A 16326-nucleotide genomic window follows, 5' to 3' on the forward strand; every position below is an offset into this window, starting at 1 on the left:
GCGACTGGGCGTCTGACTCTGTCCTGGGTCGGCAGGGACCAGGCTCTGTTGACCACCGGCGACGAAGGCTATGAGTGGGTCTCTCGAGAAGATCCACGGGTGACAGAGGTCCGTCTCCTGCGAGAGACCGGCAAGACCGGTGAGATCGCTGGGACCCCAGCGGACAACCTCCTCATCCACGGTGACAGCTACCAGGCGCTTCACGCCCTTACACGTATCCCTGAGTACGCCGAGGAGTACCGCGGAAAGGTGCGGCTGGTTTACATCGACCCGCCTTTCAACACCGGTCAGGCGTTTCAACATTACGACGATGCGCTGGAGCATTCGGTCTGGTTGACGATGATGCGCGATCGTCTGCTGCTCATCCGTGAACTTCTCGCACCTGGCGGATCGGTCTGGGTCCATCTGGACGACGCGGAGATGGCCTATTGCCGCGTGCTGATGGATGAGATATTTGGGCGAGGCAACTTCGTGGGCACGATAGTGTGGCAGAAGATCCACGCCCGCAATAATTCTGCTCAGCATGTGTCCGCGGTTCATGACTACCTGCTGGTCTACGCTCGTTCAAAGAACGACTTGGTCTTCAATCGTATTGACCGTACGGAGTTGAGTGACCAGGAGTTCTGGAACCCTGATAACGACCCGCGTGGACCATGGCGGAGGTCTGACCTGACCGCGTCACACGCCTACGAAGACGGGCGATATGAGGTGACCGGACCACACGGGGATGTGTTTGCGCCGCGGGGGAACCGCTGGTGGTCTGTATCTCGGGAGACCTTCGAGGCTCTGCGCGAAGACGATCGCCTCTGGTGGGGTAAAACTGGCCGTACCTTTCCCTTCCGGAAACGCTTCCAATCGGAGCTGGGTGGTCTTGTCCCCACGACTTTTTGGACTCACGACGAGGTCGGAGATAACCGTCAGGCCAAGGGTGAAGTAACTCGACTCTTTGACCGGTCTCGAATTTTCTCTACGCCGAAGCCTGAAGCCTTGTTGAAGCGCGTGATCCAAATCGCGAGTAACCCAGGCGATGTGGTGATGGACGCGTTTGCCGGCTCGGGCACAACCGCAGCGGTGGCTCACAAGATGAAGCGGCGATGGGTGACCACCGAGCTCCTTGAGGAGACGGTCGAGACTTTTACTCGACCTCGCCTCGAAAAGGTGGTAAGCGGGGACGATCCAGGAGGGGTGACCAAGGCAGTTCGATGGGGTGGTGGTGGGGGCTTCAAGAGCCTGCACGTAGCCCCTTCGGCGTACGATGTCGTGGACGGTCGAGTTTTCTTTGCTGACTGGGTGAAAGGTACGGACTTCGCCCAGATAGTAGCCGCACAGTTGGGCTTCAAGTATGTCGGTCTCAGTGCCGGTCCTTTCTGTGCCAGGCGCGGGCGGGCGCGCCTGGCCGTCATCGATGGTGTGGTAGATGACGTAGTTGCTCGCGGTGTCCTGGCACAACTGGATGAAGGAGAACGCGCTGTGCTCGTGGGCAGGGGTATTGCGCCAGAAGCCGAGAGCCTCCTCAGAGAGTTCAGTCCCGGGTCCAGGGCACTGAAGGCTCCCCGTGACCTGGCGAGCCGTGGGAGGGTCGTTCGATGACGTGGCTTCCCTACGACCGGAGTCTCGTCGAGGACATCGCCGCGAGGTTGGATCTCAGGCCGCCCAACGCTGCGGCCGTACGCGCCGTCGCTGAAGCCATAGCAAGCGGAACCGGCCAAGAGGTGGTCTGTGACCTCGCAACGGGAGTCGGCAAGACCTACATCCTTGCGGGCCTTGTTGACTATCTGGCAGCCAAAGGCGTTCGCAACATCCTGGTGGTCACCCCAGGATCGACGATCCAAGAAAAGACGATCGCCAATTTCACGCCCGGTCATCCGAAGTACGTGCCGGGTGCTGACACCGAGCCACTAGTTATCACGTCCGAGAATTTTTCACGCGGACAGGTCGGCGACGCCCTGCACGACGACGCCGTCACCAAGCTGTTCGTCTTCAACGTTCAGCAGTTGATCCGCCCCACCGATAAGACGTCGCGGCGTGTGCGCGCGCAGGACGAATTCATTGGGACCGGTCTTTATCAACATCTTCAGCAGATAGATGACCTGGTAGTCGTCGCTGACGAGCATCACGTTTACAACACGCGGGCTAAGGCGTTTAACCAGGCCATTACCGACCTTGGAGCGCGTGCTTTGGTCGGTCTGACAGCCACGCCCGCATCCGGAGTCGAGCCGATCTTCCAGTACTCGTTGGCCGAAGCCATTGCTGACGGATACGTGAAGATCCCGGTCATCGTCTACCGGCCGGATGGGCGCAAGGACGAAGATACGGTGTTGGCAGATGCCTGTCAGCTCTTGCGGGTAAAGGAGGCGGCATGGTCTACCTGGGCGCGAGCCCGGGGAGTTGTCCCTGTAAGCCCGGTTTTGTTCGTTGTATGCCGCGATATCGCAGATGCCGAGCGGGTCGCTAACCGGTTGACCGCCGATGACATGTTTCCGGCGGAGGGGGCCGTCCTCACCATCACATCCCAGTCAAGTGACGTCGCCTTGCGTGCCCTAGAGGCAGTGGAGGAGCCCGACTCGCCGGTCCGCGCAGTCGTGTCGGTGAATAAGCTTAAAGAAGGCTGGGACGTCAAGAACATCGGCGTCATCGTTGGCTTGAGGGCCCTCGCGTCAGAGACTCTCACCGAGCAGGTACTCGGCCGCGGATTGCGCCTTCCATATGGGCGCAGAGTCGGCACCCCGATGGTAGACACGGTCGACTTGGTGGCCCATGAGTCTTACCGGCAGCTGCTGGCAAATAAGGAAGCGCTGCTGCAGAAGGTTCTGCCCGCCGCCGGCGGCGGTCTCGACGAGGACCGTCCAAGCCCCACCGGGAACCGGTCGGCGACCGGCGACGAGTCGCATCAGGAGATCCTGTCGTTTACCTCGCAGCCACGAGTCGTGGGGGACGATGTCGTTGACGGCTCCCTTTTGCTACAAGTTGAGTCGATGGATAATGCGGTCGCGCAAGCCGAGCGGGACAAAAAGGCGGTAACTGCTCTCCGAACGAAGGTCCCTGGCGCGCCCACCATCCGCTTCCCACGACGCGAGCGGGAGATTCTACCGGTCCGTTTTTCTTTTAGCTACATCTCAAGTGCCAGTGCACGGGACGAAGGCGCTGCATACGAACACGAATTCAGTGTTACCCTGGCCCGCCAGGCCGTCGATGCCCAACGGGGTTTGGACGGGATTGTAGATGTCCGTGTGACGGCAGCTGAATCTGTGGACGCCACTCAAAGGCACATTCCTGTAGAAGAAGTTCGGCGCGACTTGTTCGATCGAATCTGGAACAGTGGATACGTCGAAGAAACGCTTCCCGAATCTCGGGCCGCCGAAAGAGTCGTAAGTGAGTTCCTGGTCGGAGCTGGTGTGACCTCGGATAGCCCAAAACACGCATGGGGGGAACTGCGTGCCCGCCAGGCGGCAACTGCGCTCGGCAAACTCGTCAAAGCGGCATACGACAACCGTAAACTCCAACCCACTTATGCGTTCCGAGTCGTTGAGGTTCCGCCCGTACCGCCTCCGCCAATGCCATCGGAAGTGGTAGCGAAGTGGGCGAAGTTCCGAAAAGATCTGTGGTACGACGAGTGGAGCCGTTCTATCGAGGTGGTTGCGTCTTTCGATGCAGGTAGCACTGAATACGCACTGGCCCACCTGTTCGATTCAAGTCCTCGGGTCCAGTGGTGGCTTCGCAATTACGATCCCGGGTCGATCTGGATCGAACGTGATAACGGAAAGAAGTACTATCCAGACTTCATTGTCCTCGATACCGAAGGTACTTACTGGGTCATAGAGGGCAAAGCGAACGATAGGGCAAATGACCCCGAGGTCCTTGAAAAGAAGCGAGCGGCGGAAGACTGGGCCCGCTTCGTTCGGGATTATGGAGACTTTGGCTCCTGGCGATATCTGTTCGCAACGGAAAGTATAATCGCAAACGCCCGAGGCTCTTGGGAATCTCTAATCGCGCTCGCAAAGCCAGAATGAGGGTCGTGTCGAAAACCAGCACCTGAGGCTGTTCGGGTTCTGTCATGGCTCGAGGTTGGATTCGTCGCGACTCGGGAGATCGGAGATCTCCAGCCCACCTCGCATCATCTCGATCGCGCGGGCCGGGGTGATCAACGACTGTCGCCATGCTTCGAGAATCGCCTGTGCGAAGACCGGAGGGACCCTTTACCGACTCGAGATCGGGTTGAGGTGCCCAGCCCGACCGCTTCGAGGAGTTCCGCTTTCGTGGGGGGCGTTCCGGCTCAGCTGCCGGTCCGCGACGCCGGCGGTCATCGCCTGGCTGACCGCGACCGCCCATGACGTGCGGTACGAAGCCGCCAGCTTGATCAACTCTTTCCGCGTGCATCGGCCGCCCACAGCGTGTTCCTTCACCGCCGAGAGGGGAAGCAGAAGCTCGGCAGCGGATCCACGATCTGCTGGGCACCTGAGCTTGGACGCTGACCTCGTCGCCTACCCAGCGTGCCGACGACGCGGGGCGGTGGTGCTGGCGCGGAGGACGACCTTGCCGGTGATGCGTTCGACGCGGCTGCGGCGGGCGGGCTCGCGGAGGGCGAGGTTCATGACGCGTTCGCCCAGCTCTTCGAGGGGCAAGGCGACCGTGGTCAGTGGCGGGACCAGGTCGCGGACGATGGGGATGTCGTCGAAGCCGGCCAGGGAGACCTGGCCAGGCACGTCGACGCCGTGGTCGCGGAAGGCCGACAGGGCGCCGATCGCCATGACGTCGGTGAGGGCGAAGACGCAGGTCGCCCGCGATCCGCGGCGGATCAGCTCGGTCGCGGCGGCGTATCCGCCGTCGCGGGTGAACGACTCCTCGATGATCTGGTCGTCGGGGAGGTCGATCCCGGCGTCGGTGAGGGCGTCGCGGAAGCCGCCCAGCCGGTCGGACACGGTCGTGAGCGCACGGGGTCCGGTGAGCACGGCGAAGTCGCGGTGGCCCAGGTCGAGGAGGGCGCGGGCGAGGGCGGTGGCGCCCTCCCGGTTCTCCGGCTGGACGGTGTCGACGCGGAGGCTGCGGTGGCGGCTGAGGACGGCGACGCGGCCTCCCGTCCGGATGTACGGGTCGAGCTCGGCGCTCATCGCGTGCTCCCACTCGCGGTCCTCGAACCCGGAGCCGATCAGCAGGATCGCGCGGGCGCGTTGGGCGCGGAGCATGGCGACGTAGTCGACCTCCCGCGCCGGGTCGCGGAACGTGCTGGCCAGCATGACGAGCAGGCCGTGGTCGGCCGCCGTGCGGGTGACGCCACGGGCGATCGCCGCGAAGTACGGGTCGCTGACGTCGTGGCAGATGAGGCCGATCGAGTGGCTGGAGGCGCGGGCGAGCGCCTGGGCGTGCGCGTTGGGAGCGTAGGCGAGCTCGGAGGCGGCGGCCAGCACGCGCTCACGCAGGTCGGCGCGGACCTGGGTGGTGCCGTTGAGCACGCGGGAGGCGGTCGCGAGGGACACCTCGGCCCGCCGCGCGACATCCTGCAGCGTGACGTGCGCGCCTCCGGCACCCGCCGTACTGTCGGCGCCGCTCGCGCCGCCGCCTACGGTGCCTGTCGCGCTGACTCCGTCGCCTGTCACGCCGCCCCCTGAGTCGCCACTGTCGTCCCCCACTGTGCGCCCTCCTGGCTCCAGCATGCCGTGAGCGTGCGACCCAGATCGGGATCGGGACCCCTCTTGACCGCACCGTACGCCGTCCCTACGGTAGCAGAAAGCGCTTTCAGAATGCGCTTTCTCAGCCCGAACGCGGGTCCGAGCACGGAGGAGCTCATGGTGAGTCAGAGCACCACGTCCAGTGTTCCGGTGGCCGGAGTCGCGGAGCGTGACAGACCCGGCCCGGGTGAGCGGTTCCGCGAGGCGGTCGTGCGGTCCTGGCGGCCGGTCGCCCTGCTCATCGCCTGTTTCGTCGCCTGGTGGGTGATCACCACCGCCAAGCTCGTCGAGGCGTACCTGGTGCCGTCGCCGGCCAAGACGTTCCAGGTGATGAGCGACAAGGCTGGCTACATCTGGCACCACACCTGGGTCACGACGTACGAGACGCTGCTCGGCTTCGTCATCGCCGCGATCATCGGCGTCCTCGCCGCCGTCGTCATGGTGTACTCCACGGCGATCGAGAAGACGCTCTACCCCGTCCTGCTGTTCGCCCAGGTCATCCCGAAGGTCGCGATCGCGCCGCTGCTCGTCGTCTGGCTCGGCTTCGGCCTGGCCCCGAAGGTCGTCGTCGCGGTGCTCATCGCGTTCTTCCCCGTCGTCATCTCGATGGTCACCGGGCTGAAGGCGGTCGACCCGGAGATGATCCAGCTGTCGGCGACGATGGGCGCCGGCCCGCTGCAGACCTTCGCCAAGATCCGCTTCCCGGCGTCGCTGCCGCACCTGTTCTCCGGGCTGAAGGTCGCCGTGACGCTCGCCGTCACCGGTGCCGTCGTCGGTGAGTTCGTCGGGGCCAACGAGGGCCTCGGGTACGTGATCCAGCAGGCCAACGGCAACCTCGACACCCCCATGCTCTTCGCCGGTCTGCTCGTCATGTCCCTGATCGGCGTCGTCCTGTTCGTGCTCGTGGAGTTCGCCGAGAAGCTGCTCCTGCCGTGGCACGCCAGCCGTCGCGGCTCCGCCGTGACCACCACTTACTGACCCACCGCGTACGACGCCGACTGCATGACGGAGACCTGGCAAACCGAAGCGGAGACGATATGAAACTGCGCAGCCTCGCCCTCGCCCTCATCCCCATCGTGGCGCTCACCGCCGCGTGCGGGGGAGGGGGTGGCAAGTCCAAGAGCGCCTCCGGCAAGGAGCTCGACAAGGTCACGCTGACCCTCAACTGGTACCCCTACGGCGAGCACGCGCCGTTCTACTACGGCAAGAAGCAGGGCATCTTCGAGAAGCACGGCATCGACCTGGAGATCAAGGCGGGGCAGGGCTCGCAGAAGACGGTGCAGGCGACCGGCGCGGGCCAGACCGACTTCGGCTGGGCGGACACCCCGGCGCTCCTGGCGGGCGCCGCCCAGGGCCTGCCGGTCAAGAGCATCGGCGTCTACCTGCAGACCACCCCCGCGTCGGTGCAGTTCTTCTCGGCCAAGGCGATCAAGACGCCGGCGGACCTGAAGGGCAAGACGATCGCGGCGACGGCCGGCGACGCCCCGTCGCGGACGTTCCCGGCGTTCCTCAAGAAGAACGGCCTGAGCGAGTCGGACGTCCACCTGCAGAACACCGACCCGGCGGGCAAGATGGCCGCCGTCATCTCCGGCAAGACCGACGGTCTCATCGGCTACGCCAACGACCAGGGCCCGACGATGGCCGCCAAGTCCGGCAAGCAGGTGTCGTACCTGAAGTTCGCCGAATTCGGGCTGAACTACTACTCCAACGGCCTGCTCGTCGGCGACCGGAAGCTCAAGAGCAACGCCGACCTGGTCAAGCGGATGTCCGCGGCCACCAGCGAGGCGTGGGCGTCGGCCGAGAAGGACCCGGCGAACGCCGTCGCCGCCATGCAGGGCGCGTCCCAGCAGCTGCCGTCGCCGACCGTGCTGACCGATCAGTTCAAGACGACGCTGTCGCTCCTGCACACCGACGCCACCAAGGGCAAGGCCCCGGGCGTCAACACCGACGCCGACTGGCAGCAGACCATCAGCGTCTTCACCCAGGCCGGCCTGATCACCAAGGCGCAGCCGCCGTCGGCGTACTGGGACTCCTCCGCCGCCCCGCAGGGCTGACCGACCACGGAAGAGGTGACGACGATGGCCGGGCCCGGGAGCACACGGGAACGAGGACGAGTGACTGAAAAGGAAGCGAGCCGCGGCGGCAGCGTCCGGCTGGAGGACGTGGCCGTACGGTTCCGTACGAAGAAGAAGGACGTCACGGCGCTGCGCGACGTGTCGCTCGACGTGGCCGAGGGCGAGTTCGTTGCGATCGTCGGCCCGTCGGGCTGCGGCAAGTCGACGCTGCTCAAGCTGGTCGCGGGACTGCTCAAGCCGTCGGCCGGCGACGTACGGCTCCGGGACGAGGCCGTCACGGGTCCGCGCCATGACATCGGGTACGTCTTCCAGCGGGCCGCGCTGCTGGAGTGGCGCAGCGCCCGACGCAACATCCTGCTGCAGGCCGAGATGCGCCGCATGCCCGGCGAGCGGGCCCGCGCGCGCACCGCGGAGCTGATCGCGATGACCGGGCTCACCGGGTTCGAGGACGCCTACCCGCACGAGCTGTCCGGCGGCATGCAGCAGCGGGTGGCGCTGTGCCGGGCGCTCCTGCACGAGCCGCCGGTCCTGCTGATGGATGAGCCGTTCGGCGCGCTGGACGCGCTCACCCGCGAACAGCTGAACATCGAGCTCAACCGCATCTGGCGGGAGACGCGCACGACCGTCCTGCTGGTCACGCACTCGATCGCGGAGGCGGCGTACCTCGCCAACCGGATCGTCGTGATGACCGACCGGCCCGGCACGATCGCCGAGATCATCGACGTGGACCTGCCGGACGAGCGCGACTACGCCGCGACGATGGCGAAGCCGGAGTTCGCCCGTGCCACCGGCCGCATCCGCGACCTGCTCGGCGCGGCATCGGCCGCCGATTGACAGCGCGGTCGGCGGTCGGCGACCGGACGTCGGCCGCCGACTGACGACCGAGCGCTCACCGCAACCCGCAGAGAGGAACACACAGGGATGGCACGCAGGTCCATCGGGATCGTCCTGAACGGCGTGACCGGCCGGATGGGGTACCGCCAGCACCTCGTCCGCTCGATTCTGGCGATCCGCGACCAGGGCGGGCTGACGACCGCCGACGGCACCGTGCTGTGGCCGGAGCCCGTCCTGGTCGGCCGCAGTGAGGTCAAGCTGCGCGCCATCGCCGAGCGGCACGGGCTCACAGAGTGGTCCACCGACCTCGAAGCGGCCCTCGCCCGGCCGGACGTCGACATCTACTTCGACACGCAGATCACCAGCGCCCGGTCGCCGGCCGTCCGGGCGGCGATCGGGGCGGGCAAGCACATCTACACCGAGAAGCCGCTCGCCGAGGACCTCGAGGAGGCCCTCGAACTCGCCCGGCTCGCGGACGAGGCGGGCATCAAGCACGGAGTCGTGCAGGACAAGCTGTTCCTGCCGGGCCTGATGAAGCTGAAGCGGCTCGTCGACGGCGGCTTCTTCGGGCGCGTCCTGTCGGTGCGCGGGGAGTTCGGCTACTGGGTGTTCGAGGGCGACTGGCAGGAGGCGCAGCGCCCGAGCTGGAACTACCGAGTGGAGGACGGCGGCGGCATCATCGCCGACATGTTCTGCCACTGGCGGTACGTCATGGACAACATCATCGCGCCGGTGCGGTCGGTGCAGGCCCTCGGCGCGATCCACATCCCCGAGCGCGTCGACGAGGACGGCAAGCCGTACGCCGCGACGGCGGACGACGCCGCGTACGGGATCTTCGAGCTCGAGGGCGGTGTCATCGCGCAGATCAACTCCTCGTGGACGACGCGGGTGTTCCGCGATGAGCTGGTGGAGTTCCAGGTGGACGGCACCGAGGGCAGCGCGGTCGCCGGGCTGCGGCGCTGCCGCGTGCAGCACCGGTCGATGACGCCGAAGCCGGTGTGGAACCCCGACCTGCCCGCCACCGAGGACTTCCGCTCCCAGTGGCAGGAGGTCCCGGACAACGCCGAGTTCGACAACGGGTTCAAGGCGCAGTGGGAGCTCTTCCTGCGGCACGTCGCCGATGACGGCGCGTTCCCGTGGGACTTCTACGCGGGCGCGCGCGGCGTCCAACTCGCCGAGCTGGGGCTGCGCTCCTGGAAGGAAGGCCGTCGCATCGAGGTCCCGGAGATCGCGAAGTGAAGATCGACCTGCCCCGCGCGGACGGCTCGATCGTCCCGTACACGCTCGGCGAGCCGCGCGCCTACCCGCCGCCGGAGAGCCCGGCGACGTCCCGCGTCGCGTACGCCGCCGCGCACGTCGTCGTCGATCCCCTGACAGGTCTCGAAGCCGCCGTCGACTGGGAGACGACCCTGAGCTTCCGCCGCCACCTGTGGTCGTACGGGCTCGGCGTGGCGGAGGCGATGGACACCGCGCAGCGCGGCATGGGCCTCGACTGGGCGGCGACGCGCGAGCTCATCGAGCGCAGCGGCGCGGAGGCGCGAGCCTGCGGCGGGCGCATCGTGTGCGGTGCCGGCACCGACCAGCTGCCGCCCGGCCCGGCGCCGCTGGACCGGATCGTCGCCGCCTACGAAGAGCAGGTCGGTGTGATCGCTGCGGCCGGTGGGACCCCGGTCATCATGGCGAGCCGTCAGCTGGCCGCCTCGGCGGAAGGGCCGGACGACTACGTCGCCGTGTACGGGCGGCTGCTCGGCCAGGTGGCGCGGCCCGCGGTGCTGCACTGGCTCGGCCCGATGTTCGACCCGGCCCTGGAGGGCTACTGGGGCTCGGCCGACCTGGACGCCGCCGCCGAGAGCGTCCTGGCGATCATCGGCGCGCACGCGGACCGGGTCGACGGCATCAAGGTGTCGCTGCTGGACGCCGGCCGCGAGGTCGCGCTGCGGCGACGGCTGCCCGCCGGTGTCCGCCTCTACACCGGCGACGACTTCAACTACCCAGAGCTGATCCGTGGCGACGACGTCGGGCACAGCGACGCGCTGCTCGGCATCTTCGACCCGATTGCGCCCGCCGCCGCGGCGGCACTCGGCGCGCTCGACGCCGGGGACCTGGAGGCGTACGAGCGGATCTTCGCGCCGACCGTGCCGCTGGCCCGGCACATCTTCGCGACCCCGACGTACTACTACAAGACCGGCGTGGTGTTCCTCGCCTGGCTGGCCGGGCACCAGGCGCACTTCCGGATGGTCGGCGGCCTGGAGAGCGCCCGGTCCGTCCCGCACCTGGTCCGGCTGTTCGAGCTGGCCGACCAGGCCGGGCTGCTGCCCGACCCGGAGCTCGCCGTGGCCCGCATGCGCGCATGGCTCACCGTCCAGGGGGTGCCGTCATGAGCGAGCGGAGCGAGCGAATCGAAAAGCACAGCGTGCCTGGCCACTCCTCCGACGAAGGAGGTCGTATGAGCCTCGACCGCTTCAGTCTCAACCAGTGGACGACGCGGTACTGGCCACTTCCGGACCTCGTCGCGGGTTGCGTCGCCGCCGGGGTCACCGGCGTCGGGCTCTGGCGCGAACCGGCCGCCGAGTACGGCCTGGCCCGTACGGCCAGGTTGGTCCGCGACGCCGGGCTGACCGTCACGTCGCTGTGCCGTGGCGGGTTCTTCCAGCTCCCGGACGCGATCGCCGACAACCGGCAGGCCATTGAGGAGGCCGCCGAGCTGGGCGCGCCCTCTCTCGCGCTGGTGAGCGGCGGGCTGCCCGAGGGCTCCCGGGACCTCGACGGCGCGCGGGCGCGGGTGGCCGAGGCGCTCGCCGAGCTCGCCCCGTACGCCGGGCGGTACGGCGTGCGGCTGGCGCTCGAGCCGCTGCATCCCATGTACTGCTCCGACCGGTGCGTGGTGTCGACCCTCGACCAGGCCCTCGACCTCGCCGCGTCGCATCCCGCCGACCAGGTCGGCGTCATGGTCGACACCTATCACCTGTGGTGGGACCCGGGCGCGTACGCCGCCATCGCGCGGGCCGGGGCGGAGGACCGGATCGCGCTGTTCCAGGTCGCCGACTGGGTCACCCCGCTGCCCGAGGGCGTCCTGACCGGGCGCGGCATGCTCGGGGACGGCTGCGTCGAACTGCGCCGGTTCCGTATGGCCGTGGACGAGGCCGGCTACACGGGGCCGATCGAAGTGGAGATCTTCAACGAGGGGCTGTGGGCGATGCCCGGAACCGACGCCCTGTCCCTCTGCCTCGACCGCTTCGCCGAGCACGTCACCTGACATTCTTCGACCTCGCGCGTCACCGCATCCTCCGTCCGAACCGCCCCAGACCCCCCGGAGGAAACATCGGATCTCTGACCCTTGACGCTCGATCCAACCTCATCTACGTTCGGGAAAGCGCTTCCAGAAAGCGCTTTCAGTCCCACGACCCCATGGGTGGCAGGATGACGAAGCTCAGATGGTGCCTTCTGACCGTCGTCGCTGTTCTCGCGGCCCTCATCATGCCGCAGACAGCAGCGCAAGCCGATGATCTACAACCCGTCAAAGACCCGATCCCCGAACGCCCGATAACCTCCGACCTGGGCCTGGTCCTCCAGGAGTACGCCCAGTTCCCGAAGTCCGACCCGGTCCCCGCGCCCGTCGACCCCCGCCTGATGCGCACGAACCGGATCAACTACATCGGTGAGGTTCCGGACGGCTCCGGCCGCATGTACGTGCCGGACCTCAACGGCAACATGTACATCGTCCGGAACGGCCAGCCGCACGTCTACCTCGACGTCAAGGCGGCCTTCCAACCGTACTTCTTCTCCGGGCGCGGCCTGGGCCAGGGCTTCGGCATCGTCGCCTTCGACCCTGATTTCAAGAAGAACGGCAAGTTCTACACCGTCCACAGCGAGCTGGCCTCCAGCACGACGAAGGTGCCGGACCTGACGCCGCAGCCGAACACCATCTACCACGGTGTCATCGACGAGTGGACGGCCGACGACCCGTCGGCGGACACCTTCCACGGCACTCACCGGGAGGTCCTCCGGCTCGGCTTCGCCGGACAGATCCACGGCATCCAGGAGATCGGGTTCAACCCGAACGCCCGGCCGGGGTCGAAGGACTACGGCAAGCTGTACGTCGCCGCCGGTGACGGCGGGCAGGGCCAGGCCGCGGGCAACAACGACCCGCAGAACCTCGGGGTTCCGCAGGGCAAGCTCCTGCGCATCGACCCGCACGGCAACAACAGCGCCAACGGCAAGTACGGCATCCCGGCCGACAACCCGTTCGTCGGCAAGCCCGGCGACCTCGGCGAGATCTACGCCTACGGCTTCCGCGACCCGCACCGCTTCGGCTGGGACACCGGCGGCAGCCACCAGCTGTTCCTCGGCCACATCGGTGAGCACACCATCGAGGGCGTCTGGGACATCCGGGCCGGCGACAACGCCGGCTGGCCGAACCGCGAGGGCCCGTTCAGCTTCGTGAAGAACGACCGCTGCGACCTGTACACGCTGCCCGCGGACGACGCGAAGTACGGCTACGACTACCCGGTGGCCGCCTACGACCACGACCCGCCGGCCGGCTGGAACTGCTCCAGCGACATCGGCAAGGCGATCTCCGGCGGCTACGTCTACCGCGGCCACAAGCTGCCCGAGCTGTACGGCAAGTACATCTTCGGCGACCTGGTCGACGGCAGCGTCTACTACACCGAGCAGAGCCAGATGCGCCGCGGCGGGCCGCGGGCACCGATCCACCAGCTGCAGACGTTCGACACGAACGGCAACCGGCTGACGATGCAGCAGTTCGCCGGCGACAAGCGGGTCGACCTCCGCTTCGGCCGCGACAGCCACGGCGAGCTCTACATGCTTTCCAAGGCGAACGGCAAGATCTGGAAGGTCGTCGGCACGCGTCACTTCGCCTCGGGTCCGGTCGGCCACACCCACGTGGGCGGCACGGCGGGCGCCAAGAACTGGGCGCCGGTCACCCCGTCGAAGTGGAAGTTCGAGGGCAACCAGGTGATCCTGGCCGAGGCCGGCGTGCAGCGGCCCGGCCCGCGCCGCCCGTTCGAGTACGCGGTCCTCACCAAGGGCCCGAAGTTCGGCACGGAGCGGATCGACGCGGACGTGCGGATCGACACCCCGACGGACATCAGCAACCGCGATGTGATCATCGTGTTCGGCTACCAATCGGACACGCAGTTCTACTACGCGCATCTGTCGCAGAGCAACGACATCTACCCGCACAACGGGATCTTCGTTGTGAACAACGCCGACCGGCTGCGGATCGAGGACCAGTGGGATCCGCTGCGGTCGCGCGGCGCCGATCCGTCGATCACCGACATGAACTGGCACCACGTGACGATCATCCGGCACGTGGACACCGGTGAGATCGCGGTGTACCTCGATCACTCGAAGAACCCGCGGATGACGGCGGTCGACAAGACCTTCGCGTCCGGTCGGGTCGGGTTCGGGTCGTTCGACAACATCGGCCGGGTCCGCAACTTCCAGGTCACCGGCACTGCGGTAGGCGACTGATCCCGGGCTCGGGCCGCCGTCCGTCCGGTCCGGCGGCGGACGCGGCCCGGGCCCCACTGCCTCCCGGCGGTCACCGCCTCAGAGCGGTGGCCGCCGGGACTCCATACGCACGTGGAGGGAACGATGACAGATCTCAGCGAGGCGGCGGTCGCCCGCCGCCGGCGGCCCGTACGATCCCGGCGCCTCGGCGCGGCCCTCGTGGCCGCCGTACTGTGCGCGCCGCTCACCGCGGCCGCGAGCGCGGCCCAGGCGGACGCCGGCACGACGTCGGCCCTGGCCCGGGGCCACCACGGAGACGGGAAGGTGCTGCCGAGCCTGCGCCCGAACCTGGTCGCCTACTACGACTTCGAGCACCCCGTACGGGGCAACCCCGCGCAGGAGCGCGACCAGGGGTCGTCCGGTACGACCATCAACCTGATCAACGGTGGCGGCGCCATGCGGGTCCGGGACAGCGCCTACCCCGGCGCCGGGCACGCGCTCCAGACCCAGCAGATCAACCCCACGACGTTCGGCAATGACGACTGGAAGGGCGGGATCTACTCCACGACCGGAGTGCCGACCCTCCACGCGTTCAACCACACCACGGCGATCTCGATCATGGGCTGGTTCAAGACGACCGGTCCGAACCCGAGCCCCAACACCAACACCCCGGACCCGTCGGACTACTTCGGCGCCGTCGCGCTGACGGGTGTGCTCAGCGGAGACTCGCAGGGCCACAACGTACGAGGTCTGCTCGAGATCATCGACGTGTCGGGGACCAAGCGCCTGGTCGCCCTCGGCCGTCGCGTCGACGGCAGCAGCTCTCAGACGTTCGCCGCGAACGAGGACTGGCACAGCATCCTGCCGATCGGCAAGTGGGTCTTCCTCGCCGCGTCGTTCGACTACGACCACGGCACCATGAAGCTGTACAAGAACGGCAAGCCGATCGACGGCTTCTACGTGCTGTCGGGCGACCCCTGGGGGGTCGGAACACCCGGCACGCACTACACCTCCGCGACCGACCCGCGCGGCATAAAGATCGGCGGGGGCTACCCGCAGAACACGCAGGAGGACAACCCCTGCAACTGCCGGTTCGACAGCCTGATGTACCTCAATCGGGTCGTCACCGACAAGGAGGTCTGGCAGCAGTACAGCCGGGCCGTCTCAGGCCGGCACTGACCACCATCCCCCGCCAGAACCGCGCGGTGAGCCTTCCCCCGAGGGCTCACCGCGCGGTTTGCGTCGTCAGGGACGGCCGAAGCCGACGAGATGACCCTGCCAGTAGCCGGCGACCGAGCTGATCATCACGTTCTCGCCCGTGCGGGGAGCGTGGATGAAGCGGCCGCTGTCGACCATCATCCCGACGTGCCCCAGCCCGTCGAGGAAGATGAGGTCGCCGGGCTGCACGTCGCTCTGCGCGACGTGGTGGACCGCGTTGTACTGGTCGGGGACGACCCGGGGGATGCTGACCCCGGCCGCCCGCCAGGACATCATCGTGAGACCGGAGCAGTCGTACCCCTCCGGGCCGGTGCCACCGGAGATGTAGGGCTTGCCGAGCTGCGCGTAGGCGTAGTTCAGGGCCGCGCGTGCCGAGCCGGACGCCGGACCGGTGTACGAACCGCCGATCTTGCCCTTCGGAGCGGTAGTGGCCTGGCCGAGCTTCTTCAGGAGGGCCTTCTGCTTGGCGATGGCCTGGTTGACCGCGGTCTTCTGCGCCTTGAGCTTCGCGACCTTCTGCTGGACCTCCTGGGTCGTGCCCTGCGCCTCGGCCTGGTCACGGCGGAGCCGCTGGGTCGACGCGAGGAACGCGGTGAGCTCCTGACCACGGCTGCTGGCCAGGTGCGTGAAGGTCGACATCTGGTCGAGCGCCGCGTCCGGGTTCTTGGAGGCCAGGACGGCGGTGGCCGGGTCGGACGTGCCGGTCTTGTACTGGTCGGCGGCGAGCTGCACGACCCGCCCGTGCAGTTGGTTGTACCGGACCTGCTCGGCCGCTGTCTCGGCGTTGACCGACTTGAGCCGCTTCTTGGCGGCGTCGAGCTCGGTCTGCGCCTTGTTGCACTGGTCAACGATCTTGTCGACCTTCGCGTTGAGCTTGTCCAGCTCCTTCTGCGCGGAGGCCGCCGACGGCTTGGCGGGCGCGGCGTGCGCGGTGCCGACCGTCGTCAGTGAGACCGCCACCGTGAGCGACACGGCCGCGCAGGCGCGGAGCGATCGCCGCATCCGCGAGCGCTCGGTGGCGCGCGCGTTCGTCAGGGGGTGGGAAGGCGCCACAGAAGTCC

At 67.3% G+C, this 16326-nt stretch carries 12 protein-coding genes; 10 read left to right on the forward strand and 2 right to left on the reverse strand.

All coding sequences use genetic code 11. The features are described 5' to 3' along the window. The first annotated feature begins 48 nt into the window (after positions 1 to 48). On the forward strand, positions 49 to 1590 hold the full coding sequence (locus AB0I04_RS30345; protein WP_360891843.1) for a site-specific DNA-methyltransferase: 1542 nt from the start codon (positions 49 to 51) through the stop codon (positions 1588 to 1590). Further along, positions 1587 to 4010: a DEAD/DEAH box helicase family protein gene (locus tag AB0I04_RS30350; protein WP_360891846.1), complete on the forward strand. Its 2424-nt coding sequence runs from the start codon at positions 1587 to 1589 to the stop codon at positions 4008 to 4010. Before AB0I04_RS30345 ends, AB0I04_RS30350 begins: the two co-directional genes overlap by 4 nt. Positions 4011 to 4481: 471 nt before the next feature. Here the strand turns inward: AB0I04_RS30350 and AB0I04_RS30355 are convergent, their stop codons facing one another. After that, positions 4482 to 5594 carry a LacI family DNA-binding transcriptional regulator gene (locus tag AB0I04_RS30355; protein WP_360891849.1) on the reverse strand — a complete coding sequence of 371 codons (1113 nt, stop codon included), beginning with the start codon at positions 5592 to 5594 and terminating at the stop codon, positions 4482 to 4484. Positions 5595 to 5783: 189 nt separating this feature from the next. Here AB0I04_RS30355 and AB0I04_RS30360 point away from each other — a divergent pair, with 189 nt between their 5' ends. The 8 genes from AB0I04_RS30360 (at position 5784) to AB0I04_RS30395 (ending at position 15226) form a co-directional block, all read left to right on the forward strand. Further along, positions 5784 to 6644, forward strand: a complete 861-nt coding sequence (locus tag AB0I04_RS30360) for an ABC transporter permease (protein WP_360891852.1) — start codon at positions 5784 to 5786, stop codon at positions 6642 to 6644. 59 nt (positions 6645 to 6703) lie between these two features. Continuing rightward, positions 6704 to 7720: an ABC transporter substrate-binding protein gene (locus AB0I04_RS30365; RefSeq protein WP_360891855.1), complete on the forward strand. Its 1017-nt coding sequence runs from the start codon at positions 6704 to 6706 to the stop codon at positions 7718 to 7720. 60 nt (positions 7721 to 7780) lie between these two features. Then, positions 7781 to 8575: an ABC transporter ATP-binding protein gene (locus tag AB0I04_RS30370; protein WP_360891858.1), complete on the forward strand. Its 795-nt coding sequence runs from the start codon at positions 7781 to 7783 to the stop codon at positions 8573 to 8575. 87 nt (positions 8576 to 8662) lie between these two features. Next, positions 8663 to 9814, forward strand: coding sequence for a Gfo/Idh/MocA family oxidoreductase (locus AB0I04_RS30375; RefSeq protein ID WP_360891861.1), 1152 nt, complete (start codon positions 8663 to 8665; stop codon positions 9812 to 9814). Beyond that, the gene (locus AB0I04_RS30380) at positions 9811 to 10956 is read left to right on the forward strand and encodes a dihydrodipicolinate synthase family protein (protein ID WP_360891864.1); all 1146 of its coding nucleotides are present in this window, start codon (positions 9811 to 9813) and stop codon (positions 10954 to 10956) included. Before AB0I04_RS30375 ends, AB0I04_RS30380 begins: the two co-directional genes overlap by 4 nt. A gap of 65 nt (positions 10957 to 11021) precedes the next feature. After that, positions 11022 to 11831, forward strand: a complete 810-nt coding sequence (locus tag AB0I04_RS30385; RefSeq protein ID WP_360891867.1) for a sugar phosphate isomerase/epimerase family protein — start codon at positions 11022 to 11024, stop codon at positions 11829 to 11831. 164 nt (positions 11832 to 11995) lie between these two features. After that, positions 11996 to 14068: a PQQ-dependent sugar dehydrogenase gene (locus AB0I04_RS30390; protein ID WP_360891870.1), complete on the forward strand. Its 2073-nt coding sequence runs from the start codon at positions 11996 to 11998 to the stop codon at positions 14066 to 14068. Between the two features lie 123 nt (positions 14069 to 14191). Then, on the forward strand, positions 14192 to 15226 hold the full coding sequence (locus tag AB0I04_RS30395) for a hypothetical protein (protein WP_360891873.1): 1035 nt from the start codon (positions 14192 to 14194) through the stop codon (positions 15224 to 15226). A gap of 66 nt (positions 15227 to 15292) precedes the next feature. Here AB0I04_RS30395 and AB0I04_RS30400 read toward each other — a convergent pair whose 3' ends face one another. Beyond that, a complete protein-coding gene (locus AB0I04_RS30400; RefSeq protein ID WP_360891876.1) occupies positions 15293 to 16318 on the reverse strand; it encodes an NlpC/P60 family protein in 1026 nt (341 codons plus the stop codon). Positions 16319 to 16326 lie beyond the last annotated feature (8 nt).

Origin of the sequence: Actinoallomurus sp. NPDC050550 (assembly GCF_040655075.1) — a bacterium.
Lineage (GTDB): Bacteria > Actinomycetota > Actinomycetes > Streptosporangiales > Streptosporangiaceae > Actinoallomurus.